The sequence below is a fragment of the Ferrovibrio sp. GW821-FHT12D07 genome (genome assembly GCF_058807275.1).
Map to the genome: position 1 here is coordinate 549,085 of NZ_JBXAQN010000002.1, position 21,611 is coordinate 570,695.

The following is a 21,611-nucleotide window of genomic DNA, read 5'->3' on the forward strand; positions in this document are numbered from 1 at the left end:
ACTGCCCGTGGCCCATCCCGTTAGCGGTAAATCCGCTTTGCCTGCCGTTCAGCCACCGCGATCGCGCCCTTGACGTCCTCGCGACCGGTTGCGTAGTTGGCGAACATGTCGACAACAATGAAATCGGCGACCGCTGCAGCGGCTTTCTCACCAAGCGAACCAAGACCGCCAGGCGTCAGCGTCCGCTTCGAGACGTCGCGATACGGCGTGCGTTTCGGATCCGACGTCCATACCGGATTGCTGTCATAGGCATTGAGGAAGTGCGAAAGATAACCCTGCGCTGCTTCGACCCACGGATTGAAGTTCTCCGCCTCCAGCATGAACGCCGTAAATGCCTTGCAGGCCTGCGGCGCCCTGGTGAAGTTGAAGGTCAGGATCGGGAAGGCCAGATGCAGCTCTGTCGGGCGGCCCACCGGGCCGATCGGCATGTAGGCATGGTTCATGTCGTCTGCGACCGCCTTGTTTTCCTTTTGGGCCGCCACATAGACCGAAATGCCATTCGAGGTGAGATGAAGATCTCCGGAAACGAAGATCTTGTTGTTGGAAGAGTCATTCCACGACGCCGTGCCCGGAATGAAGTTCTCGTAAAGCGCCTTCACGAATTCCAGCGCCTTGGCTGTTTCCGGCGAATTGATGATGACCTTGTCGTCCTTGTCGACAAGATTGCCGCCATGGGACCACAGTGCCCAATGCAGCCAGGTGTTGGCATCGCCTGAAGCATGGCCGAGGGCGAAACCGGCGGGCGTGTTGTTCTTTTTCAGCGCCTTTACCAGTTCAAGGAAGCTGGCGGTGTCTTTCGGGAATTCCTTGAAACCCGCCTTTTCCATCGAGGAAATGCGGTAGTTCATCAGGCCGCCCGTGGTCGCGACCGGAATGCCGATCCATTTGCCCCCAGACTTGCCATACATTTCCGCAGCAGGCGTCCAGCCGCCGTATTTCTTGCCGAGATAGTCTGCCACATCGGTCTGATCCAGGCATTTGGCCGGGAACAGATGCGGCAACGAATAAAGGCCCCAGACCATGTCGAGGCCCTGCCCCGTATTCGCAACGACGGAGGCTTTCGGCTGAATGTCGTCAAACGATTCATTGACGACATTCACCTCGACGCCTGTGGCCGCCTTGAAGGCGTTCACCATCTTCATGAAGGCGACGTCTTCGGCTTCGACGAAGCGGCGCCAACGCATCAGGTTGAGCTTGGCACCGGCTTCGGGCTTCCAGGGGGACGCCTGGGCCCAGGCTTTCGCCCAATCCATGAACGCGGTGCTGCTGAGCATGGCAGCAGCAGCGGATCCCTGAACGAATGTACGACGAGTAATATCTTTCATCAGTCGCTTCCTCCGTTGATTATCAGGCGTTCAGCCTTTTTCCAGTCGACGCGTCAAACAGGTGGGCAAGCCCTGGGTTGGGTTTGAGCCGGATCTTGTCGCCCGGCTTGAATTTATGGCGCTCGTGAAATACGGCGATGACATCGGTCCCGCCGAGCCTGGCGGCGACCATGATTTCCGATCCCGTCGGCTCGACCACACGCACCTCGGCATCGGCACCGTCGTCGGCGAGCGCGAAATGCTCAGGACGAATGCCATAGACCGCCGGCTGTCCGACAGACCCCGCGGGCGCATTCGACAGAGGCAGGTGCAGCCCACCCTCGCCCTCGAAGCTGCCGCCATTGATTTTGCCGCGCACGAAATTCATGGCCGGAGAGCCGATGAAACCTGCGACAAACTGGTTGTCCGGCCTGTCATAAAGATCAAGCGGTGCCCCGATCTGCTCGACGCGCCCGTCATGCATGACCACGATCTTGTCGGCCATGGTCATCGCCTCGACCTGGTCATGGGTCACATAAACCGTGGTTGTCTTGAGCCGCTGATGCAGTTCCTTGATCTCCGTGCGCATGGCAACGCGCAGCTTGGCATCAAGGTTGGAAAGCGGCTCATCGAACAGGAAAACCTGCGGGTCGCGCACAATGGCGCGCCCCATGGCAACGCGCTGGCGCTGACCACCGGATAGTTGGCGTGGATAGCGTGCAAGCAGAGGCTTAAGGCCCAGAATGGCCGCTGCCTCATGGACGCGCTGGTCGATCTCGCTTTTCTCGGCGCCGCGCAGCATCATGGAAAAAGCCATGTTGGCTTCGACGGTCATGTGGGGATAGAGCGCGTAATTCTGGAATACCATCGCCACGTCCCGTTCTTTTGGCGGGACGTTGTTGACGACATGATCACCGATTGAAATCTCGCCGCCCGTGATGTTTTCCAGGCCTGCGATCATCCTGAGGAGGGTGGATTTGCCACAACCGGAAGGCCCAACCAGCACCACAAACTCGCCATCGGAAATATCGATCGAAACTCCGTGCAGCACATGCGTTGTGCCAAACGCCTTCCGGACGTCGCGGCAAATTACACCGGCCATTATGATGTTTCCTCCCTACTTATATGATCATCATATCGCTGGCGAAGAGACGGTAGCAAGCAGGCATTTGCCGCAGGCGCGACCGAGCAGCGCCTGAAGCTAAACCTGCATTGTCAGGACGTTATGAGAATTTGTGCCGATTAGCGCGATCAATCGCGACGCGACTGGAACTGAAGGCAAGCCATCCGCGACGCATGGGCGCCATGTAGAGAAACGGACCACCCCAATGGCCGCGGCCTGCAATGCCGCGGCCGCGCCACTAGCGGAACAGCGTGTCGATATAGGCCGCGCCGATGCCAATCCTCTCGTAATGGTTCCGGCAAAGCTCGATGTAATTATGCACATCGAAATAGCCATTCGCCTCGCCGTTCTCATCGAGCCACACCAGCGGCCCGGTCACGGTGAAGAAGACCTTCATCGGGTCCTTGTGCTCATAGGCGACCAGCGTGTGGCCCTCGCCCGGCGTCTCGTAAACGAAATCGCCGGCCGTGGCGGTCCAGTCATGCTCCAGATAGCCCCACTTGCCCGAGATGGTGTAGGCGAAAACTTCATGCGGATGATAATGCCTGTTCACCAGGCCCGCACTTTTGGCCATCAGGATGTCGCACCACTTGTTCTGCGAGGGCGAAATCCACAGTGGCCGGGACGATACGGTATCGGTGAAGGGCACATAGAGCCGTTCGTCCTCGGTCGGTGCATTCTTCATATACACTTCAGGCAAGGCATCCGGCTGGAACACCTTGGCAATGGGCTTCAGATCTTTCCAGAATTCAGTCGTCGCAAGTTCGGGCATGGGGCGCCTCCTGCTGTTGTCGGTCGTTGAACTCAGATATGCATGCCGCCATCCGCCATCAGCACGCTGCCAGTGGTGAAGCTGCTCTGGTCGGAGGCCAGAAACATCACGGCGCGGGCGATTTCGGACGCCTGGGCATGGCGATGCAGCGGAATAAGCGAATCAAGCAGCTTGGTCGCATCCCGGCCAATAGCGGCCGTGATGCCATCCTCGATCCCTTTCTGGAAACCGTTATCGATCGGCCCCGGCGCGATCACGTTGACGCGGATGCGGCGTGGCGCGGCCTCCTTTGCCACTGTACGCACCAGGCCGATCACCGCATGTTTCGAGGTGGCATAGGCACAGATGCCGGGATCGCTGGTCACGCCGACCACGCTGGAGGTGACGATGATGCTGCCACCATCGTTCATCTGCGGCAGGCCATATTTGCAGGCCAGGAACGAGGCCCGCACATTCACCGCCATCACGGTATCAAACACATCTTCCGGATACTCGGTCACCGGGCTCACCACGCCGCTGACACCGGCATTGCTGAACAGCACGTCGATCTTGCCCCAGCGCTTCACGGTCGCGCCGATATAGCGCTGCGTCGCGGCGCTATCAGCCACATCGGCGGCGCAGGTGACGATGCGATCAGCCGGTGCGCCGAGCGAGGCGACAGCCTTGTCAAGCGATGTCTGGTCGCGGTCCACCAGCATGACACGGGCCCCTTCGCGCAGGAAATCGGCCACACTGGCCAGGCCCACGCTGCCGGCCGCACCGGTAACGATGCAGATCTTGCCATCAAGCAATCCCATGATACGCCTCGATCAGATCGGATAACGGCCGGGCTGGGTCTCGATCGTGATCCAGCGCAGATCGGTGAATTCCTCGATGCCGGCCTTGCCGCCAAAGCGGCCGTACCCGGATGCCTTCATGCCACCGAATGGCATCTGGGCTTCGTCATGCACGGTGGGGCCGTTCACATGGCAGATGCCGCTTTCGATGCGCTTGGCCACGCCCATGGCACGCGCGATATCGCGACTGAATACTGCGGCCGACAACCCGTATTCGGTATCGTTGGCGATCGTCACGGCTGCTTCATCGCCCCTGGCCCGCACCACGCAAACCACCGGGCCAAAGGATTCCTCGCTGTAGATATGCATGTCCGGCGTCACATGATCCAGCACAGTGGCATCCATGATGGCGCCTTCGGCACGGCCGCCGGCCACCATTTTTGCGCCTTTACCGGTCGCATCCTTGATCAGGTCCTGCACGCGCTTCACCGCCTCAACACTGACCACGGCACCCAGCGGCGTATTGCCCTTGTGCGGATCGCCGGCCACCAGCGTGGCGGCCTTGGCCGCGAACTTCTTGACGAAGTCGTCAGCGACCTTCTCGTCGACAACCAGGCGCTCGGTCGACATGCAGATCTGGCCCTGGTTCATGAAGGCACCGAAAGCGGCGGCCTTCACGGCCTCATCCAGATCGGCATCGTCCAGCACCAGCATCGGCGCCTTGCCGCCCAGTTCCAGCAGCACGGGCTTCAGATGCCGCGCCGCCGTCTGTGCGATGATGCGGCCGACCTTGGTCGAGCCGGTGAAATTGACACGGCGCACGGCCGGATGGGCGATCAGCGCTTCGACCACAGCCGCGGCATCGGCCGGCGCATTGGTCACGACGTTGACCACGCCAGCCGGAATGCCTGCATCGATCAGGCATTCGGCGATCAGGCGATGCGTGCCCGGGCAGATTTCCGACGCCTTCAGCACTACGGTATTGCCGCAGGCCAGCGGCATCGCCAGCGCGCGCGTGCCGAGAATGACCGGCGCATTCCACGGCGCGATGCCCAGCACCACGCCCACGGCCTGGCGCGTCGCCATGGCGATGCAGCCCGGCTTGTCGGACGGAATCACCTCGCCGCCGATCTGGGTGGTCATCGAGGCCGCCTCGCGCAGCATGCCAGCCGCCAGATGCACGTTGAATCCGGCCCAGCCCGCTGTCGCTCCGATCTCGGCTGCCATGCGAGCGATGAAATCCGGCGTACGCGCCGCCATCGCATCGGCCGCTTTCAGCAGCAGGCTGCGACGCTCGTTCGGCCCCAGTGCCGACCAGGCCGGAAAAGCTCTCGCTGCTGCATCGGCTGCGGCGATGGAATCGGCAGTGGAGGCAGCAGCGGCTCGGCTCGCCACACCGTCATTCAGCGGGTTCTTGCGCTCGAAGGTCTTACCACCACTGGCCGGGACGGTCTTGCCGTCAATCAGCAGATCAATCTGGAACATGCCGCAGTCTCCATTCTTTCAAACTATCAATGCGCCGCACCGGACACGCCGAGATAAGCGCGCTGCACGGCCGGGTCGTTTTGTAATGACGCAGCAGAGCCCTGCCCCACGATGCGCCCGTTCTCGATCAGGTAGCCGCGGTCGGCGATGGCTAGACTGCGCCGGGCATTCTGCTCCACCAGCAGCACGCCGATGCCGGTCTGCCGGATGCGGGTGAGCGCTGCGAACAACTCACCGCACATCAGCGGCGACAGACCCAGTGAAGGTTCATCCAACAGCAGGATATCGGGCGCCGACATCAGCGCACGGCCGATGGCCACCATCTGCTGCTCGCCGCCACTCATGGTCCGGGCAGCCTGGGTCATGCGCTCGGCCAGACGCGGGAACAGCGTCAGGACACGCTGCAGGTTCTCGGCCTCTTTCGCCCGGGCACGCTTGGCATAGGCACCCAGCATCAGGTTCTCGCGCACGGTCAATTCGCCGAAGATGCCGCGCCCCTCCGGCACCAGTGCCAGACCGGCCTCGACGATGCCATGGGCACGCAGTTTGGTGAGATCGCGGCCCGCGAGCACCACACGGGCGCCGGTGGCGGCCGGTTGAATCGCGGCCACCGCCTTCAGCAGCGAGGTCTTGCCGCTGCCATTGGCGCCCAGAATGACCACGATTTCCGAAGTCGCGACGCTGAGCGCCACGCTGTCGACGGCGCGATGCTTGCCATAGGAGACCGAAAGATTGGCAATCTCAAGCATCGCCATCTCCCAGATAGGCACGGATCACCTCTGGCTCGGCCAGCACGGTGACTGGTGTGCCGTCGGCAATCTTACGGCCGGTATTCATGACCACGCAGCGGTCGCAGAGCGAGCGAATCGCATCCATCACATGCTCCACCATCAGGATGCCAATACCTTCGGTGCGCAGCGAACGGATCAGCTCGATGCCCTGCAGCAGTTCGGTGGGATTGAGCCCAGCCAGCCACTCGTCCAGCAGCAGCAGTTCCGGGCGCAATGCCAGCGCACGCGCAAGCTCCAGTCGCTTCTGGTCGATATAGGTCAGCTCGGTCGCCATGGTGTCGCCACGACCGTTCAGGCCGACGCGCTCCAGCAGATCGTCGGCGCTGCGTTCAGCGCGGGCACCCCAGTCGTTGCGCGTACCGAAGGCCAGCCCTGCCATCACATTCTCGCGGCAACTCATCGAGCCCAGCACCCGCACCAGCTGGAAGGTGCGCGCCACGCCCAGCCGCGCAATCTTGTAGGGCGCCAGGTTCTCGATAGCGCCGCCGCGCAGGGCGACGCGACCGCTATCCGGCTTCAGCGCACCGGAAATCAGGTTGAGCACGGTCGTCTTCCCCGATCCGTTCGGCCCCAGCAGGCCCACGATCTCCCCCGGCATGACATTGAGATCGATACCATCCACAGCGACCAGACCACCGAAGCGGCGGGTCAGCCCCTGCACCGAGAGAAGCGGCGTCGCGGTCATGACGCCCTCCCCTTACCCAGGCCACGCAGGCCAGCGCGGCCTTTCTCGAGCAGGCCGGCAATGCCGCTCGGGATGGCATAGACGATCAGCATGAAGGCCAGACCGATCAGGATGCTGAAGTGGTTGGGGAAGTTGGCCAGCAGGAATTCGAACAGCAGGCTGAGCGGAATGACGCCCAGTAACGGCCCATACAGGCGATGCACGCCACCCAGCAGCGCCATGATCAACACCTGGAAGGAGGTCACCGGATTGAAAGCAATGGCTGGATCGATATAGGTCCAGCGCGGCGCCATTACCGCGCCCGCCAGCGTCATGAAGGCAGCGCTGAGCATGAACAGCGCGACTTTCGCGCCGGTGGTGTTGATGCCAACGTGCCGGGCCACGGCCTCATCATCACCGATCACACGCAGGGCCAGGCCCAGCCGCGACCGCCGGATCAGGATGCCAGCCAGAAAGACCAGCACCGTGAGGCCGAGTAGCTGCCAGTAGATCTGGTTCGTGGTGATGTCGACAAAGACGTAGCGGCCCAGCGTGCGGGTCTTGTTGACCTCGAACCAGGTCACCAGCTGGCGCACCAGCTCGGCCAGACCAAAGGTGAAGATGACGAAATAGACCCCGGACAGCCGTAGCGTGGATAACCCGACGACCAATGCCACAATGACACCGATGACTAGCGCAATCAGCAGCACCAGCGGCCAGGCCAGCACCTCTCCCAGCACGGCCACCGTATAGGCGCCAATGCCGAAGAAGGCGACCGTAGCCAGTGAGACATAACGCGTGGGGCCCGAAAACAGCGCCCAGGCCGTCGCCAGCACAGTGTAGTTCAGGATAGAGATGGCAAGCGACAGGCGATAGCCATCGGCCACGAAAGGCACACAGGTCAGAATGGCAATCGCTGCAATCGCGCCGGCAATCTTCACAGGCAGGGCGAGCGTCATCGGTTGCTCCGGCCGAACAGGCCCTGCGGACGCACCAGCAGGATGATCAGGAAAATCGCGTAGGTGGCGGCTAGCGTGAGTCCCGGATCGATCCAGGTGGCGACGAAAGTCTCGGTCAGTCCCAGAATGAGTCCAGCCACCAGAGCGCCCAGCAGGTTGCCGACGCCGCCCATGATCACCACGATCAGCGCCTTCATGGTGAAGACCACGCCGATATTGGCGTTGAAGGTCAGGAACATCGACACCAGCACGCCGCCGGCGGCCACCAGCCCGCCGCCAAGGGCAAAAGCAATCGCGGCCGCCATGCGCACGTCGATGGCAACCAGTTGCGCCGCCACCGGGTCGACGGCAACGGCCCGCAGCGCCGTGCCGGCGCGTGTGCGGGTCAGGCCCCAGTACAGCGTCAGGCCGATCACCGCAGCAAAGGCCAGCGCCAGCAGGCGATTGGCGGCGATGGTGACGCCAAAGACATTCACCGGAATGGCGAGGAAGGAATAGCTGTAATAAGCGCCGCCGAATAGCACGAGCATTACGCCCTGCACCACGAACAGCAGGCCGAAGGTGGCGAGGATGCTGTCGACCTCCAGCGCGTCGCGCGTCTTGGCGCGCTGCACCAGCGGCACCAGCAGGATGCGGTAGATCAGCCAGCTGACAGCCAGCGCGGCCGGCACGATGACCAGCAGTCCCAACAGTGGATTGAGGCCGGCAGCGGTGAACAGCCAGAAGACAGCGAACGAGGCCGCGACCAGGATTTCGCCGTAGGACAGATTCATGATCCGCGCGACGCCATACTGGAGCGTCAACCCCATGGCGACCAGCGCGTACATGCCCCCGAGCGTTATGCCCGTCAGCAGGGCTTCAACAAACATCGATTGCTACCCTTACCAAAAAAGAGGCGCGGCGGCTCTGTACCGCCGCGCCAGGCCGTTACTTCCAGGGAGCTTTCGGCATCACCATTGGGCTGGCATTCGCGCCGGCCGGTGCAACGCCGGTGAAAAAGCCGTTCTGCCACTGGCCGATATAGGGATAGGTCCCCTTCGGCGGCATGTTGTCGACCAGCTTGAACTTGCCCAACACCGTATCAAAGGTACCGGTCTGCAGTTCCTTCACGATGGCCTCACGGTCGATCTTGCCGACGCGCTCGACCGCCTGCTCCAGCATCTGCAGCGACACATAACCGAGCTGACTGCCCCAGTAGTCCGGGTCACGGCCATGCATGGCGACATGTTTCTTGCGGTATTCGACGGTGCCCTGGTTCTTCGGGTCCCAGCCGCCGAGCGTCATGATGCCCTCGGCATTGGCGCCGAAGCGCTGCGGGAACAGCGGGAAGGCCGTGCCCACACCGGTGAACATCACCTTGGGCGCAAAACTCGCCACCTTGGCCTGATCATTGATCGCGATGGTGTCCGGCGGATAGCTGAAGGCGACGAAGGTATCGGCACCAGAACGCTGGGCTTCGCTGATCAGCGGCGACATGTCCTGGGTGCCGACCGGGTAGCTCTTGTCCATCACCAGCTTGAAGCCGGCCTTGGTGAAGCCATCGCGGGCAGCCTTGGACAGGTCGATGCCGAAGCCGTCGGCCACGCTCAGCATGGCGATATTGGTATTGATCTTGCCATCCTTCTGCTGCTTGGACAGCAGGTCGACCAGCGCATCGATATACTGCACGCTGGTGCCGAGGAACCAGAAGCTGTTTGGCCAGCGCTTGGCCAGAGCCGGCGCCTGATCGGTGACGGCGCTGAAGGTCAGCTGCGGATAGCCGTATTTGTTGAAGACAGGGCCGACGGCCAGGTTCAGGCCGGTGCCCCAGGGCGGCAGCAGCAGATCGACCTTGTCCTGGGTGATCAGACGCTCGACCGCGCGGACAGCCTCTTCCGAGTTCGAGCGGTCATCATACTCGATCACCTCGACCGGCACGCGCTTGCCACCGACCATCAGTCCGCCCTTGTCGTTCAGCTCTTTGATCCAGAGCTGGTAGTTCGGAATCTGCGTGATGTTTGCGCCACCGGCATTCGGGCCGGTCTTCGAAATCGCATAGCCGATCTTGATCTTGTCCTGCGCCAGCGCAGGCTGGAATGCGGTGACAGCCAGGCCCACGGCCATGGCCGCCGCCAGCAGGCGGTTTTTGCCAATCGTCATTTTTATTCCTCCCTAGGGCGCGCCTTGAGAATCAGACTGGCGGGCCGGCTGCGACCCTAGCCCCCGCAGGGTTGCATATCTTGTCCAGGAAGGAACCGGAATTTGCTCCAGAGCGAACCCCTCCGCATGCAGAGACATCTGCTGCACCGCAAAAACCGCGGCGATCCTCCAAAGGAATCAATAGCCATGGCGATTGTACCCACAAGGCTCCTTTCTGCTTTAACGCAGAGGATCATCACGGCTAGACTGGCCGAAAGTTGGATACCCAACGAAAGGGAGGACAGTGAGCGCCATCGCGGTGGTTTCCACCTCGCAGGTCGCGCCGGCGGACCGGCTGGCGGTGTGGGGAGATTTTGTCGGGCGGCATATCGGCCATCTGCAATCGGACACCTTTGGCGACCAGACCTTCAGCGGCCGGCTGGAGCTGGGCGATATCGGTGGGCTGAAGCTCTGCCGCATCGTCGCCGGCCGTCATCGCGTCGTGCGCACGCCCAACCTGATCCGCCATGACGACCGCGGTTATGTGAAGATCGTCGCCCAGATCGAGGGGGCGGGCAGTTTCGAACAGAACGGCCGCAAACTGGTGCTGACGCCCGGCGAATGGAGCATGTACGACACGACCCGCACCTACATCGTGTCGAACCCCGAACCGATCAACCAGCTCGCCCTGTTGCTGCCGCGCGAGCGCCTGACCCGCGTCGGTATCAACCTCGACCAGATGTCGGTGCAGCGATTCTCCGGGCGTACCGGCGTTGGCCGCCTGGTCTTCGACCTGCTGTCGTCCGCATTCGCCGAACTGCCGACCCTGACAGGACCGAATAACGGCTGGGAATTCGCCGACACCATGGCCAACCTGGTCCGGCTGGCCGCCCTCGACAAACTCGGCACGCCGACCGAGGAAGCGCTCCGCGAAAGCACGCGCGCCCGGGCCAAGGCCTATATCGCTGCGAATCTACAGGATCCGTCGCTTTGCATCGACGACATTGCCGCCGCCGTGGGCTGCACCAAACGCAACCTGCACAAGCTGTTCACCAAGGAAGACGAGACGCTGAACAGTTATATCTGGAACAGCCGGCTGGAGCGCGTGCGGCAGGACCTGAGCAACGGCACCCTGCGGCATCGTTCCATCACCGATATCGCCTTTGCTTGGGGCTTCAATTCATCGGCGCATTTCAGCCGCAGCTTCCGCGACCGTTTCGGCGTCGCTCCCCGCGCCTACCGCACGATGATCTGATCTCAGTCGCCCGCCGCCGCGCTCGACATGCCGGCCAAGGAAACACGCACCCGGTTACGGCCTGACGTCTTGGCCGCATAGAGCGCGCCATCCGCGCGGTCTATGGCATCCTGCACATCGCGATCATCATCGGTCAGGACGGTGCAGCCGAGGCTGACGGTCAGCGGTATGCTTTTCGTCTCGTCAATCTTGACTGCATTGGCCTGGATGGCGGCGCGTACGCGTTCCGCATAGGCGGCCCCTGCTGTCGCATCGCTTTCCATCAGCAGGACGACGAATTCCTCACCACCGAAGCGGGCGACCAGATCGGTTTCGCGAGCCGCGACCTGCAGGCGACTGGCGACATCGCGAATGGCGGCGTCGCCAGCGGCATGACCATGGGTATCGTTCACCTTCTTGAAGTGATCGATATCGGCCACCACGATGGCGAGGCCACGGCCATACCGGCGCGTATAGGCGATCTGCCGCTCGGCGGCGGCGAGGAAGGCGCGCCGGTTGAGCAGGCCAGTCATCGGATCGGTCTCGGCCAGCACACGCAGACGCTCGATATCCTGCGACAGCTCCCGGGTCTCGGCTTCATGGCTCTCGGCGTCACGGGCCAGACGCTCTTCCACCAGGCCGAGGCGCCGCATCAGCGAGCGCAACGCCTGCGACAGATGCACAACTTCCCGGGCGCCGCCAACCCGCGGCAGGGTATGGACGTTCTCGTCGCGACCGATCCTGTCGGCCTCAAGGGTGATCCTGTGGATCGGCCGGGTCACGCGACTGGCCAGCCGCCAGGTCACCAGGATGCCGATAAGGGCAAGGCCAAGACCGACCATCAAGATCGAGCTGACCAGATCGCGGACCGGAGCATTCGCCACCTCGATGGGCAGGCGCGTCACGACCAGCCAGCCCAGACCCGGATAATCCTTGTAACCGCGGCCGACGGCATAGCCGGTAAGCCAGCCCGCCGCATCGGCGCCATAGGCAAGGCCGGCGCCGGAAGGCCGGCTGCGGATCATGGCGAGCTGATCCGGCGTCAGCATGACGGTATTGAGATTGCGGCCGAGCAGGACCTTGCCGTTCGTGTCCAGGATGCTGATATCGGCGGCAGCAGCATCGCTGTTCCGGGACACCAGCGAGCGGCGCACATCGGTCGCCCAGTCCCAGCTCAGATGTGCGCCAAGCACGCCGATCACCTCGCCGGCCGCATTGCGCACCGGATAGGCCACGTCGACAAACCGGAAGGGTTCGGCATCGGTGCGCGGTCCGAGCAGCTTGGCTAGCAGCACCGCCTCATGCACGTCGCCCACGAAGGGTTTCGCCAGGCCATTGATGAACCACGGGCGCTGCGCCACCGACTGGCCGGTCAGCATGTCGCGAGTCGCCGCCACTACCGTACCGTCGACACGGGCAAAACCGATCCAGGCATAGTCGGGAAGACTGAGTTGCAGGCGATCAAGAATCTTCTGCAGGGCGACCGGGTCATGGTCCCAGACGGGTTGCAGCACTTCCAGATCGGCGATGGTGCCGATCTCGCGATAGCGTTCCGCCATGCCACGATCCAGCCTGTCGGCCATCACCACGGCCAACTCCGCCAGTTCGCTGCCGACCATGCGTGACAGGATGCTGCGGCCAAGCCAGGCCGCGCTGATGGTGGCGCCGAGAACGAGCAGGACTGCCAGGACCGCCGTGGCTATCGCCACCTGCGCCCGAAGCGATAGGCCATCCAGAATTTTAGACAGGCTCATCTCTCTAATCCGGCCTTGCGGCATGTGCCGCCCACCAATTCTGGCCAATTGGCAGACCAAATCAATCCCGGAGATTGCAACCTCAGGTGCCGTACAGACCCTTGTACTGGTCACGCAGGAGGTTCTTCTGCACCTTGCCCATGGTATTGCGGGGCAGGTCGTCGACGAAGAACACGCGTTTGGGCAGCTTGAACTTGGCCAGACGGCCATCCAGTGCCTTCAGCACGGCCGCCTCGTCCAGCGTGTGGCCTTTCTCGGCAACCACGACGGCCGTGACGCCCTCGCCGAAATCGGGATGCTGCAGGCCGATCACAGCGGATTCGATCACGCCGGGCATGGCGTCGATCTCGGTTTCCACTTCCTTGGGGTAGACGTTGTAGCCGCCGGAAATGATCAGGTCCTTGCCGCGGCCGACGATATGCACATAGCCACGATCGTCTATCTTGCCCAGATCGCCGGTGATGAAGAAGCCGTCGACGCGGAATTCGGCCGCGGTCTTTTCCGGCATGCGCCAATAGCCCTTGAACACGTTCGGGCCCTTCACCTCGATCATGCCGATCTCGGTCTGCGCCAGCACCTTGCCGCTTTCGGGATCGGTGATGCGGGTCTCGACGCCCGGCAGCGGGAAGCCCACCGTGCCGGCAATGCGCTCGCCGTCATAGGGGTTCGAGGTGTTCATGTTGGTCTCGGTCATGCCGTAACGCTCGAGAATGCGATGCCCGGTGCGGGCCTCCCATTCGCGATGCGTCTCGGCCAGCAGCGGCGCCGAGCCGGAAACGAACAGGCGGATATGTTTGACCAGATCCTTGGTCAGCGTCGGCGACTGCAGCAGGCGCACGTAGAAAGTAGGCACTCCCATCATGCTCGTGGCGCGCGGCAGGTGACGGATCACCTCGTCGCCATCGAATTTCGACAGGAAAATCATTGAAGCGCCAGCCAGCAGCGTCACATTGCTGGCAACGAAAAGCCCATGCGTATGGAAGATCGGCAGGGCATGCAACAGCACGTCCTTATCGGTGAAGCGCCAATAGCCGACCAGCGTATCGGCATTCGAGAACAGGTTGCGATGGGTGAGCATCGCGCCCTTCGAGCGGCCGGTGGTGCCCGAGGTATAGAGGATCGCGGCCAGATCGTCCGGCCCGCGCGTCACTGGCGTGAACTCCGCCGGCGCGGCCTTGGCCTTGTCCATCAGGCTGCCATCACCTTTGCCGCCCAGCGTGACGCAATGGGCCACGCCCAGCTTTTTGGCCAGCGGCGCAAGATCCTTTTCGACCGCAGGGCGGCAGACCACCACGCGCGGCTCGGCATCGCCGATGAAATATTCCAGCTCGGTCAGCGTGTAGCCGTTGTTGAGCGGCAGATAAACGCCGCCAGCCGCCACCACGCCCAGATAGAGGATCAGCGCCTCGGCCGATTTGTCCACCTGCACAGCCACGCGGTCGCCCGGCTGCACGCCAAGATCGACCAGGGCATTGGCCATCCGGCCGGCCAACGCGAAGGTCTCGGCATAGCTGAAGGTCCGGCCCTCGCCGGTTTCCATGAAGGTCTTGGCCGGATCGGTGACCCGGCTGCGAATCAGGCTGTAAAGATTGTCGGACATTGGCTTGCGCGTTGGTTGCGAAATGGACGTCCGTACTAAATCGTCCCCGCCCCTGTCCGCGCAAGCCTTCCGGCCTTCTTAAGCTCTCCCGGATGCCTTTTCCGGCCTCAAGAGGCCACCGCCGTCTCCAGCTGGTCCGCCGCCAGCAGACGGTAGCCCACGCCCAGTTCAGTCTGGATGTAGGTCGGCCGGGCCGGATCGCGTTCGATCCGCTGGCGCAGCTTGCGCATGAAGATGCGCAGATAGTGCACATCCTCGGCATGCTCGTCGCCCCAGACCTCGCGCAGCAGCTGCTCATGCGTCACCACCTTGCCGGCATGGCGGGCCAGGTGCTGCAGCAGGCCATACTGCTTCGGCGTCAGCTTCACTTCCGCGCCTTCGACCACCACGCGGCGGCGCGCCAGATCGACGGCCAGGTTGCCGACCTCGAACAGCGGTTCGCTGGCTTCCAGCGGCGCACGCCGCAGCACGGCGTTCAGGCGGGCCAGGAATTCGGCAATGCTGAACGGCTTGGTCAGGTAATCGTCCGCGCCATATTCAAAGGCGCGGACCTTGTCCATCTCGCGATTGCGCACAGTCAACACGATCACCGGCAGCCAGCTCCATTCGCGCAGGCGGCGCAGCACATCCAGACCATCCTGATCGCCCAGCTGCATGTCCAGCACCACCAGGCTGACATCGGTCTTGGCCAGCATTTCCAGTGCCTCGGCGCCGCTCGCCGCCTCGATCACCTCAAAGTTATGCAGCGCCAGCGCAGTGCGCAGAAAGCGCCGGATCTGGGTCTCGTCATCGACAATGAGAATTCGGCGTGGGTCCGTCATGCGGCCTCCCCTTCATCAGAAAGCATAAGTGTCTTTGCCGGCGGCATGCCGATGTGGAAGGCGGTCCCTTCGCCCACACCACGGCTTTCCGCCCAGATTTCGCAGCCTGTCGCCTCGACGAAAGCCTTGCTCACCATCAGGCCCAGTCCGTTGCCGGCGACATGCCCAGATGCAGCATCGGCGCGATAGAACGGCGCGAAGACCCGCTCGACATCGCCCTCCTGCAGGCCGATGCCGGCATCCTGCACGGTCAGAATGACGCGCGCGCCGGTATTATGGCCATGCATGCGGATCATGGTGCCGGGCTTGGAATACTTTGCAGCATTCTCCAGGATGTTGACCAGCGCCTGCTCGATCAGGATCGGGTCGGTCTCGACCATCGGCAGATCGAGCAGATCCCGGGTCTCGACCCGATGGCCGGCGAGTGTCTTCTGCGTCTGGCGTAGCGCCGCATTGGTGATATCGGCAACGTCCACCGCCTGCATCTGGGGCGTCAGCCGGCCGGCGCGGATACGGGTGAGATCCAGCATGCGGCGAATATAGCGCTCCAGTCGCTCGGCTTCCTCACGGATGGTCGATTGCAGCTCGGTCCGCGTGGCATCGTCACAGAGCGGGCCGAATTTCTCCAGCGTAGTCACCGACCCGAGAATGGAAGCCAGCGGCGTATGCAGATCGTGGCTGATCGAGCCGAGCACCGCTTCACGCAGGTCTTCCGCCTTGGCCGAGACTCGCGCCTCTTCCACCGACAACGCCAGCCGCATGCGCGCCAGCGCCAGGCCCGACTGCTCCATCATCGCCGCGATCGCCAGCGGATCGACATTGCGCGCCGGTTCCGCCAGCACCACCACGCCGAAGGGCTGGCCGCCGCTGCGCAGCACATAACTGGCCGGGGTATTGCTGCCGCTGTCGCGATGGTGCCAGGCCTCCTGCGCCAGCATGTCCGGCGCAGTCGCATCAAAGGAGCCGGCCGAAGCAACCATCGCCAGACTGTCGTCGGACAACAGGTAAATTGCTACCGAACTGTCCAGTGCGCTGCACAGCTCACCGGCCAGCACGGCTGGCGTCTCGGCCGGATCGACCACGGCACTGATCCGGCGATTGAAGGCCAGCAGGTATTCCATCATTGCCTCGCGCCGGCGCGAGGTCGCAGCTGCGCGTCTGGCATAGCCAGCCAGCTGGCTGGACGCGATGGCGACGCCGGCGAAGACGAAGATGTCGGCGAATTCCTGTGGATCGGCATCGGGCAGACTGAAGGCCGGATTGTAGAACAGCACCGAACAGACGGCGAGTGCACCCAGGGCCGCGGTCAGCGACGGGATGATGCCGCCAAAAATCGCAGCCCCCAGAATCACCGGCACGAACAGGATCGAGGCCGAGGTCACATTGATGGCGCGGCTGAGCGCATAAACGCCAAAGCCCGCCACCATCACCACGACAGCGGCGACAATGCTGTGCAGCAGAACCCTGCTCGCCGGTATGCGAGCGGGTTCATCGCCGGCCATCCGAAGTGCAATGGGCGAGACCATGGGCGGATTATCCCACAGGTCCGGGGCCGGTACAGCCTTACAAGGCGGTTCGGGGTGGGGGGTGCGTCAATTGATACAGGCCAGCTGGGTTGGGCTGACCTGCCCCATGCGGGCCCGGATGGTGCCGGTCCGGCGCTCGATATAGGCGGTCGGGGCCGCCGCGCTCCAGCGGTTCGGATTGGGCAGCACCGCCGCCAGCCGGGCGGCCTGTACCTCGCTCAGCCGCGCCGCCGGCTGGCTGAAATGGGCTTCTGCGGCCACCCCCACCCCGAACAGGCCCGGTCCCATCTCAGCGATATTGAGATACACCTCCATGATCCGCCGCTTGGGCCACAGCGCATCCAGCGCCAGGGCCAGCGGGGCTTCCAGCGCCTTGCGGACAAAACCGCCGCCCGGCCACAGGAACAGGTTGCGGGCCACCTGCATGGGAATGGTGCTCGCCCCGCGCAGGCGGCCGGTTTCCTCGTAATCGTCCAGCGCATCCTGCACCGCCCCCAGGTCAATGCCGCGATGCCAGCAGAAGCGGCTGTCCTCGGCCACCATCACCGCACGTACCATGGCTGGCGCCACGGCGCCGAGCGGCAGCGGTCGATACCGGACGGCCGCACCCCGCTCGATGCTGCGGATCAGCATCAACGGGGTGGCCGGCGGATCGATGAACCGGAACAGCAGCAGGCCGCCGCCCCAGAATATGGCCAGAGCGGCCAGCAGCAGGACCAGCAGGCGGAGAAGCAGGCGCATGGGATGAGAGAATCGCGGAATTCTGGACGGTTACAATGGGCTGGAACCGGGTGGACAGCCGCCCCGGCGCGGGATTAACTGGCCGGAACGGGGAGAAAACGTTTCATGCTGCAAGGCAGTGCCATACTGCTTCTGTCGCTCGGTTATCTGGGCCTGCTGTTCGCTGTTGCCCATCTGGGAGACAGGCTCGGCCAGCGCTGGTATGCCGGCCGCAGCGGCGCCACGATTTATGCCCTCTCCCTGGCGATCTACTGCACCTCCTGGACCTTCTATGGCTCAGTCGGCCGCGCGGCGCTGTCGGGACCCGATTTCATCCTGATCTACGTCGGCCCGATCATGGCGATCACGCTCGGCTATCCCGTGATGTCGAAGATGATCACCATCGCCAAGAAGCAGAATGTCACCTCGATCGCCGACTTCATCGGCTCGCGCTACGGCAAGAGCCGCGCTGTGTCGGTCCTGGTCACATTGTTCGCGGTGATCGGCGTGCTGCCCTACATCTCCCTGCAGATGCAGGCGGTCAGCGTCACCTTCGAGGTACTGGTCGGCAGCGACATGGCGCATCTGCTGAACGCCAGCCTGCCGCCGCCCTGGCGCGATACCGCGATGTTCGTCGCCGGCATCATGGGACTGTTCACGATCCTGTTCGGCGTGCGCCATGTCCAAGCCACCGAACAGCATCGCGGCATGATGCTGGCCATCGCCTTTGAATCACTGGTCAAGCTGGCCGCCTTCCTCGCTGTCGGTCTCTACATCATCTACGGGCTGTTCGATTCCGGCAGCGATCTGCTGGCCCGCGTGCAGGCCGCACCCGGCCTCGCCGACCGGCTGTCCAGCGGCCTGGGCAGCAACTGGATCGCGATGACGCTGTTGTCGGGTTTTGCCTTCCTCTGCCTGCCGCGCCAGTTCCATGTCGCGGTGGTCGAGAACGGCAACCCCAACCAGTTGAAGGCCGCGCGCTGGGCCTTCCCACTTTATCTGGTCGCCATCAACCTGTTTGTGGTGCCGATCGCCGCCGCCGGCCTTCTGCTGGCTAAGCCGGGCTCCAATCCCGATTTCTTCGTGCTGACCTTGCCGTTGATGGCTGATCAGCTGGCGCTTTCGGTGCTGGCATTCATCGGCGGTCTGTCGGCGGCGACATCTATGGTGATCGTCGCGTGCATGGCGCTGTCGATCATGGTGTCAAACGAACTGGTGACGCCCTTCCTGCTGCGCTCGCGCGCCGGCGGCTCGCGCGAAGTCGGGCAGATCGTGCTGAACGTGCGCCGCGCCGCCGTCATCGTCATCCTGATCGCCGCCTATATCTATCACACCTGGATCGCAGGCTATCTGCCGCTCGCCTCCATCGGCATGATCTCTTTCTGCGCAGTGGGCAATTTCGCGCCGCCGCTGCTGATCGGCCTGTACTGGCGACGCGCCCATCGCCACGGCGCGATTGCCGGCCTGCTGGCCGGCTTCCTCGTCTGGGTCTATGCGCTGCTGCTGCCCTCCATCGAAGGCGCCAGCACCGGCCATCCTGTCGTGGCACCCTTGACCCGCTGGCTGCCGGCGCCTTTCGATGGCTTCGACTTCATCCTGCAGGGCTTTGTCACCAGCGTCATCATCAACACCATCCTGCTGGTCGGTATCTCGCTGCTGTCCAAGCCGCGCCGGCACGACCTGGAACAGGCCGCCATCTTCACAACCGATGGCGATGGCCTGCCACTGACCCTCGCCGAGGAGGATGGCCAGGATCCGCGCATCGACGAGCTGCGCGCACTGGCCGCCCGCTTCATCGGCCCCGAACGCGCCGAGCGCGCCTTTGCCGGCCGCCGCATGAACCCGCCCGAAGCGATGGCCTTCACCGAGCATCTGCTCAGCGGCGCCATCGGCGCGGCATCCGCCCGCATCGTGATGGCTTCGGCGCGCGGCAAGAACCTGCTGAGTCCGCGCGCTGCGCGGGCGATGCTGGGCGAGGCTTCCGAGGCGATCCGTCACAACCTCGATCTGCTGCGCACCACGCTGGACCATATCAGCCAGGGCATCGGCGTGTTCGACCGCGCGCAGAAACTGGCCGCCTGGAACGACCGCTTCTTCGACCTGCTGGGATTGCCCGCCAACATGGCCGAGAATGGGGTGCCACTGCCCACGCTGGTCGGTGATGGCGCCTCCGACCTTGCCGCCATGCTGGCATCGGGCGCGACCGGGTCGCGCATCCTGGAACGCCGCCGCCCCGATGGCCGCGTCATCGAAATCCGCGTCGATCCGATGCCCGATGGCGGCTTCGTCGCCACCTGCACCGATGTCAGCGAGCGTGTGCGCGCGGCCGAGGCGCTGCGCGATTCCGAGCGCGCCATCCGCATCTACACCGACAACGTGCCGGTGTTGATCGCCTATGTCGATCGCGAGGAGCGCTACCGCTTCACCAATATGCCGTTCCGCCGCGCCCTCAACCTGCCGCAGCAGCATATCGACGGCCATACCGTGAGCGAGATGCTGACGGCCGAGCGCTACAACCGCCTCAAACCGCATATCGACGCAGCCTTCAGGGGCCAGCGTCAGAGCTTCGAAACCGAATTCCCCACCAATGACGCGAAGATCGAAATCGCGCACGGCACCTACATCCCGCATATCGACGAACGCGGCACCGTGCTCGGCTTCTTCCTGATGTATCAGGACATCACCGAACGCCGGCGCGCCGATGCCGCGCTGCGTGCCGCCTATGAAGGCCTGGAACGCCGCGTGGCCGAGCGCACCGCCGAACTGCAGCTCGCCGTGCAGGAGCTGGAAGCCTCGCGCGCCCAGGCCGAAGCCGCCAATCTGGGCAAGACGCGCTTCCTCGCCGCTGCCAGCCACGATCTGCTGCAGCCGCTGCATGCCTCGCGGCTGTTCACGGCGGCGCTGGCCGAACGCGAGCCCGACAATCCGCTGGTCGGCAAGATCGACCACGGCCTGGGCGCGGTGGAAGTTCTGCTCGACACCCTGCTCGATATCTCCAAGCTGGATGCTGGCGCCGTGCAGCCCGAGATTCGCCCCGTCGCACTGGAGCCGCTGTTTGAATCGATCGCCAGCTTCTTCGCACCGCTGGCAGCGCGGCGCGGCGTGACACTGAAGGTCGTGCCCACCACCGCCACCATCAGCACCGATCCTGCCCTGCTGCGCCGCGTGCTGCAGAATTTCGTGGCCAATGCCATCCGCTATTCCAGCCCCGAACGCGCCAATCGCCGCGTGCTGATCGGCTGCCGCCGCCAGGGCAGCCAGGTGCGCATCGAGGTCTGCGACAACGGCTTAGGCATTCCCGCCGACAAACGCCATGTGATCTTCCAGGAATTCGCCCGTCTCGAAAGCACCGGCGACGCCGCCGAACGCGGCCTGGGGCTGGGTCTGGCCATCGTCGAACGCATCGCCACCATGCTGGACAATCCGATCGGCCTGCATTCCGTGGTCGGGCGCGGCTCGATCTTCGGCATCACCGTGCCGCGCGCTGCCGTCGAGCCGCAGCAGCAGCTCGCCCCGCTGGCGCTGCCGCCGATCGCCGCCGGCTCGCTTAGCGACATCTTCGTGCTCTGCATCGAAAACGAGGCCGGCGTGCGCGAGGCCATGACCACCCTGCTGGAAGGCTGGACCTGCCAGGTTTCGGCTGTCGGCACCATCGCTGCCGCGCGTCAGGCCGTGGCAGCTGCCGGCCGCAGCCCCGACATCATCCTGGCCGACCTGCATCTGGATGAAGGCAGCCCCGACGGGCTGGACGCCATCGTGCAGCTGCGGCGCGACTGGGGCCTGCGTCTGCCCGCCATCCTGATCACGGCCGACCGCAGCCAGGAAACCCGGCATCGCGCCGATGACATGGGTGTGGACGTGCTGCACAAGCCGGTGAAGCCAGCGGCGCTGCGGGCGCTGATCAGTCAGCGGCATCGGCCGGCCGGCGCACAGGCTGATCCGCTGGCGGAAACCGGCGACTGAT

General features: G+C 63.7%; 17 protein-coding genes. 2 read left to right on the plus strand and 15 right to left on the minus strand.

Annotated elements, in window-relative coordinates; translation table 11 throughout:
- Positions 1-20 precede the first annotated feature (20 nt).
- The 10 genes from AC1RRE_RS14495 to AC1RRE_RS14540 all read right to left on the minus strand — a co-directional run bounded on the left by AC1RRE_RS14495 (position 21) and on the right by AC1RRE_RS14540 (position 10,013).
- Entirely contained in the window at positions 21-1,325 is a 1,305-nt protein-coding gene (locus tag AC1RRE_RS14495; RefSeq protein WP_492981898.1) for an ABC transporter substrate-binding protein, read from the minus strand.
- A 22-nt stretch (positions 1,326-1,347) separates the two neighbouring features.
- On the minus strand, positions 1,348-2,406 hold the full coding sequence (locus AC1RRE_RS14500; protein ID WP_492981899.1) for an ABC transporter ATP-binding protein: 1,059 nt from the start codon (positions 2,404-2,406) through the stop codon (positions 1,348-1,350).
- Between the two features lie 259 nt (positions 2,407-2,665).
- Positions 2,666-3,199 carry a 2,4'-dihydroxyacetophenone dioxygenase family protein gene (locus AC1RRE_RS14505; RefSeq protein ID WP_492981900.1) on the minus strand — a complete coding sequence of 178 codons (534 nt, stop codon included), beginning with the start codon at positions 3,197-3,199 and terminating at the stop codon, positions 2,666-2,668.
- A gap of 32 nt (positions 3,200-3,231) precedes the next feature.
- Positions 3,232-3,996, minus strand: coding sequence for an SDR family NAD(P)-dependent oxidoreductase (locus tag AC1RRE_RS14510; protein ID WP_492981901.1), 765 nt, complete (start codon positions 3,994-3,996; stop codon positions 3,232-3,234).
- 12 nt (positions 3,997-4,008) lie between these two features.
- On the minus strand, positions 4,009-5,460 hold the full coding sequence (locus AC1RRE_RS14515) for an aldehyde dehydrogenase (protein WP_492981902.1): 1,452 nt from the start codon (positions 5,458-5,460) through the stop codon (positions 4,009-4,011).
- Positions 5,461-5,486: 26 nt separating this feature from the next.
- Positions 5,487-6,209 (minus strand): ABC transporter ATP-binding protein, encoded by a 723-nt coding sequence (locus tag AC1RRE_RS14520; RefSeq protein ID WP_492981903.1) that lies wholly within the window; start codon positions 6,207-6,209, stop codon positions 5,487-5,489.
- A complete protein-coding gene (locus AC1RRE_RS14525; RefSeq protein WP_492981904.1) occupies positions 6,202-6,936 on the minus strand; it encodes an ABC transporter ATP-binding protein in 735 nt (244 codons plus the stop codon). The genes AC1RRE_RS14520 and AC1RRE_RS14525 overlap by 8 nt, the downstream gene beginning before the upstream one ends.
- Complete coding sequence (locus AC1RRE_RS14530) at positions 6,933-7,874, minus strand: branched-chain amino acid ABC transporter permease (RefSeq protein ID WP_492981905.1); 942 nt, start codon at positions 7,872-7,874, stop codon at positions 6,933-6,935. Before AC1RRE_RS14530 ends, AC1RRE_RS14525 begins: the two co-directional genes overlap by 4 nt.
- Positions 7,871-8,743 carry a branched-chain amino acid ABC transporter permease gene (locus tag AC1RRE_RS14535; protein WP_492981906.1) on the minus strand — a complete coding sequence of 291 codons (873 nt, stop codon included), beginning with the start codon at positions 8,741-8,743 and terminating at the stop codon, positions 7,871-7,873. Before AC1RRE_RS14535 ends, AC1RRE_RS14530 begins: the two co-directional genes overlap by 4 nt.
- Before the next feature lie 58 nt (positions 8,744-8,801).
- Positions 8,802-10,013: an amino acid ABC transporter substrate-binding protein gene (locus AC1RRE_RS14540; RefSeq protein ID WP_492981907.1), complete on the minus strand. Its 1,212-nt coding sequence runs from the start codon at positions 10,011-10,013 to the stop codon at positions 8,802-8,804.
- 283 nt (positions 10,014-10,296) lie between these two features.
- On the opposite strand from AC1RRE_RS14540, the gene AC1RRE_RS14545 reads away from it, so the two are divergent.
- On the plus strand, positions 10,297-11,247 hold the full coding sequence (locus AC1RRE_RS14545; RefSeq protein ID WP_492981908.1) for an AraC-like ligand-binding domain-containing protein: 951 nt from the start codon (positions 10,297-10,299) through the stop codon (positions 11,245-11,247).
- A 2-nt stretch (positions 11,248-11,249) separates the two neighbouring features.
- On the opposite strand, the gene AC1RRE_RS14550 is transcribed toward AC1RRE_RS14545, so the two are convergent.
- From AC1RRE_RS14550 to mtgA, 5 genes are all read right to left on the minus strand, one after another.
- Positions 11,250-12,980 (minus strand): sensor domain-containing diguanylate cyclase, encoded by a 1,731-nt coding sequence (locus tag AC1RRE_RS14550; protein ID WP_492981909.1) that lies wholly within the window; start codon positions 12,978-12,980, stop codon positions 11,250-11,252.
- Positions 12,981-13,062: 82 nt separating this feature from the next.
- The gene (locus AC1RRE_RS14555) at positions 13,063-14,580 is read right to left on the minus strand and encodes a malonate--CoA ligase (RefSeq protein WP_492981910.1); all 1,518 of its coding nucleotides are present in this window, start codon (positions 14,578-14,580) and stop codon (positions 13,063-13,065) included.
- 107 nt (positions 14,581-14,687) lie between these two features.
- On the minus strand, positions 14,688-15,401 hold the full coding sequence (locus tag AC1RRE_RS14560; protein ID WP_492981911.1) for a response regulator: 714 nt from the start codon (positions 15,399-15,401) through the stop codon (positions 14,688-14,690).
- Positions 15,398-16,927 carry a sensor histidine kinase gene (locus tag AC1RRE_RS14565; protein WP_492981912.1) on the minus strand — a complete coding sequence of 510 codons (1,530 nt, stop codon included), beginning with the start codon at positions 16,925-16,927 and terminating at the stop codon, positions 15,398-15,400. The genes AC1RRE_RS14560 and AC1RRE_RS14565 overlap by 4 nt, the downstream gene beginning before the upstream one ends.
- A 66-nt stretch (positions 16,928-16,993) precedes the next feature.
- Positions 16,994-17,668, minus strand: coding sequence for a monofunctional biosynthetic peptidoglycan transglycosylase (gene mtgA, locus AC1RRE_RS14570; protein WP_492981913.1), 675 nt, complete (start codon positions 17,666-17,668; stop codon positions 16,994-16,996).
- Positions 17,669-17,773: 105 nt separating this feature from the next.
- On the opposite strand from mtgA, the gene AC1RRE_RS14575 reads away from it, so the two are divergent.
- Positions 17,774-21,610: a hybrid sensor histidine kinase/response regulator gene (locus tag AC1RRE_RS14575; RefSeq protein ID WP_492981914.1), complete on the plus strand. Its 3,837-nt coding sequence runs from the start codon at positions 17,774-17,776 to the stop codon at positions 21,608-21,610.
- Position 21,611: the final 1 nt, after the last annotated feature.

Coding starts and splice junctions, on each gene's coding strand:
- AC1RRE_RS14555 (WP_492981910.1), bottom strand. CDS start 14,580: ATGTCCGACAATCTTTACAGCCTGATTCGCAGCCGGGTCACCGATCCG.
- AC1RRE_RS14550 (WP_492981909.1), bottom strand. CDS start 12,980: ATGAGCCTGTCTAAAATTCTGGATGGCCTATCGCTTCGGGCGCAGGTG.
- AC1RRE_RS14540 (WP_492981907.1), bottom strand. CDS start 10,013: ATGACGATTGGCAAAAACCGCCTGCTGGCGGCGGCCATGGCCGTGGGC.
- mtgA (WP_492981913.1), bottom strand. CDS start 17,668: ATGCGCCTGCTTCTCCGCCTGCTGGTCCTGCTGCTGGCCGCTCTGGCC.
- AC1RRE_RS14495 (WP_492981898.1), bottom strand. CDS start 1,325: ATGAAAGATATTACTCGTCGTACATTCGTTCAGGGATCCGCTGCTGCT.
- AC1RRE_RS14520 (WP_492981903.1), bottom strand. CDS start 6,209: ATGCTTGAGATTGCCAATCTTTCGGTCTCCTATGGCAAGCATCGCGCC.
- AC1RRE_RS14500 (WP_492981899.1), bottom strand. CDS start 2,406: ATGGCCGGTGTAATTTGCCGCGACGTCCGGAAGGCGTTTGGCACAACG.
- AC1RRE_RS14510 (WP_492981901.1), bottom strand. CDS start 3,996: ATGGGATTGCTTGATGGCAAGATCTGCATCGTTACCGGTGCGGCCGGC.
- AC1RRE_RS14575 (WP_492981914.1), top strand. CDS start 17,774: ATGCTGCAAGGCAGTGCCATACTGCTTCTGTCGCTCGGTTATCTGGGC.
- AC1RRE_RS14525 (WP_492981904.1), bottom strand. CDS start 6,936: ATGACCGCGACGCCGCTTCTCTCGGTGCAGGGGCTGACCCGCCGCTTC.
- AC1RRE_RS14515 (WP_492981902.1), bottom strand. CDS start 5,460: ATGTTCCAGATTGATCTGCTGATTGACGGCAAGACCGTCCCGGCCAGT.
- AC1RRE_RS14535 (WP_492981906.1), bottom strand. CDS start 8,743: ATGTTTGTTGAAGCCCTGCTGACGGGCATAACGCTCGGGGGCATGTAC.
- AC1RRE_RS14505 (WP_492981900.1), bottom strand. CDS start 3,199: ATGCCCGAACTTGCGACGACTGAATTCTGGAAAGATCTGAAGCCCATT.
- AC1RRE_RS14560 (WP_492981911.1), bottom strand. CDS start 15,401: ATGACGGACCCACGCCGAATTCTCATTGTCGATGACGAGACCCAGATC.
- AC1RRE_RS14530 (WP_492981905.1), bottom strand. CDS start 7,874: ATGACGCTCGCCCTGCCTGTGAAGATTGCCGGCGCGATTGCAGCGATT.
- AC1RRE_RS14565 (WP_492981912.1), bottom strand. CDS start 16,927: ATGGTCTCGCCCATTGCACTTCGGATGGCCGGCGATGAACCCGCTCGC.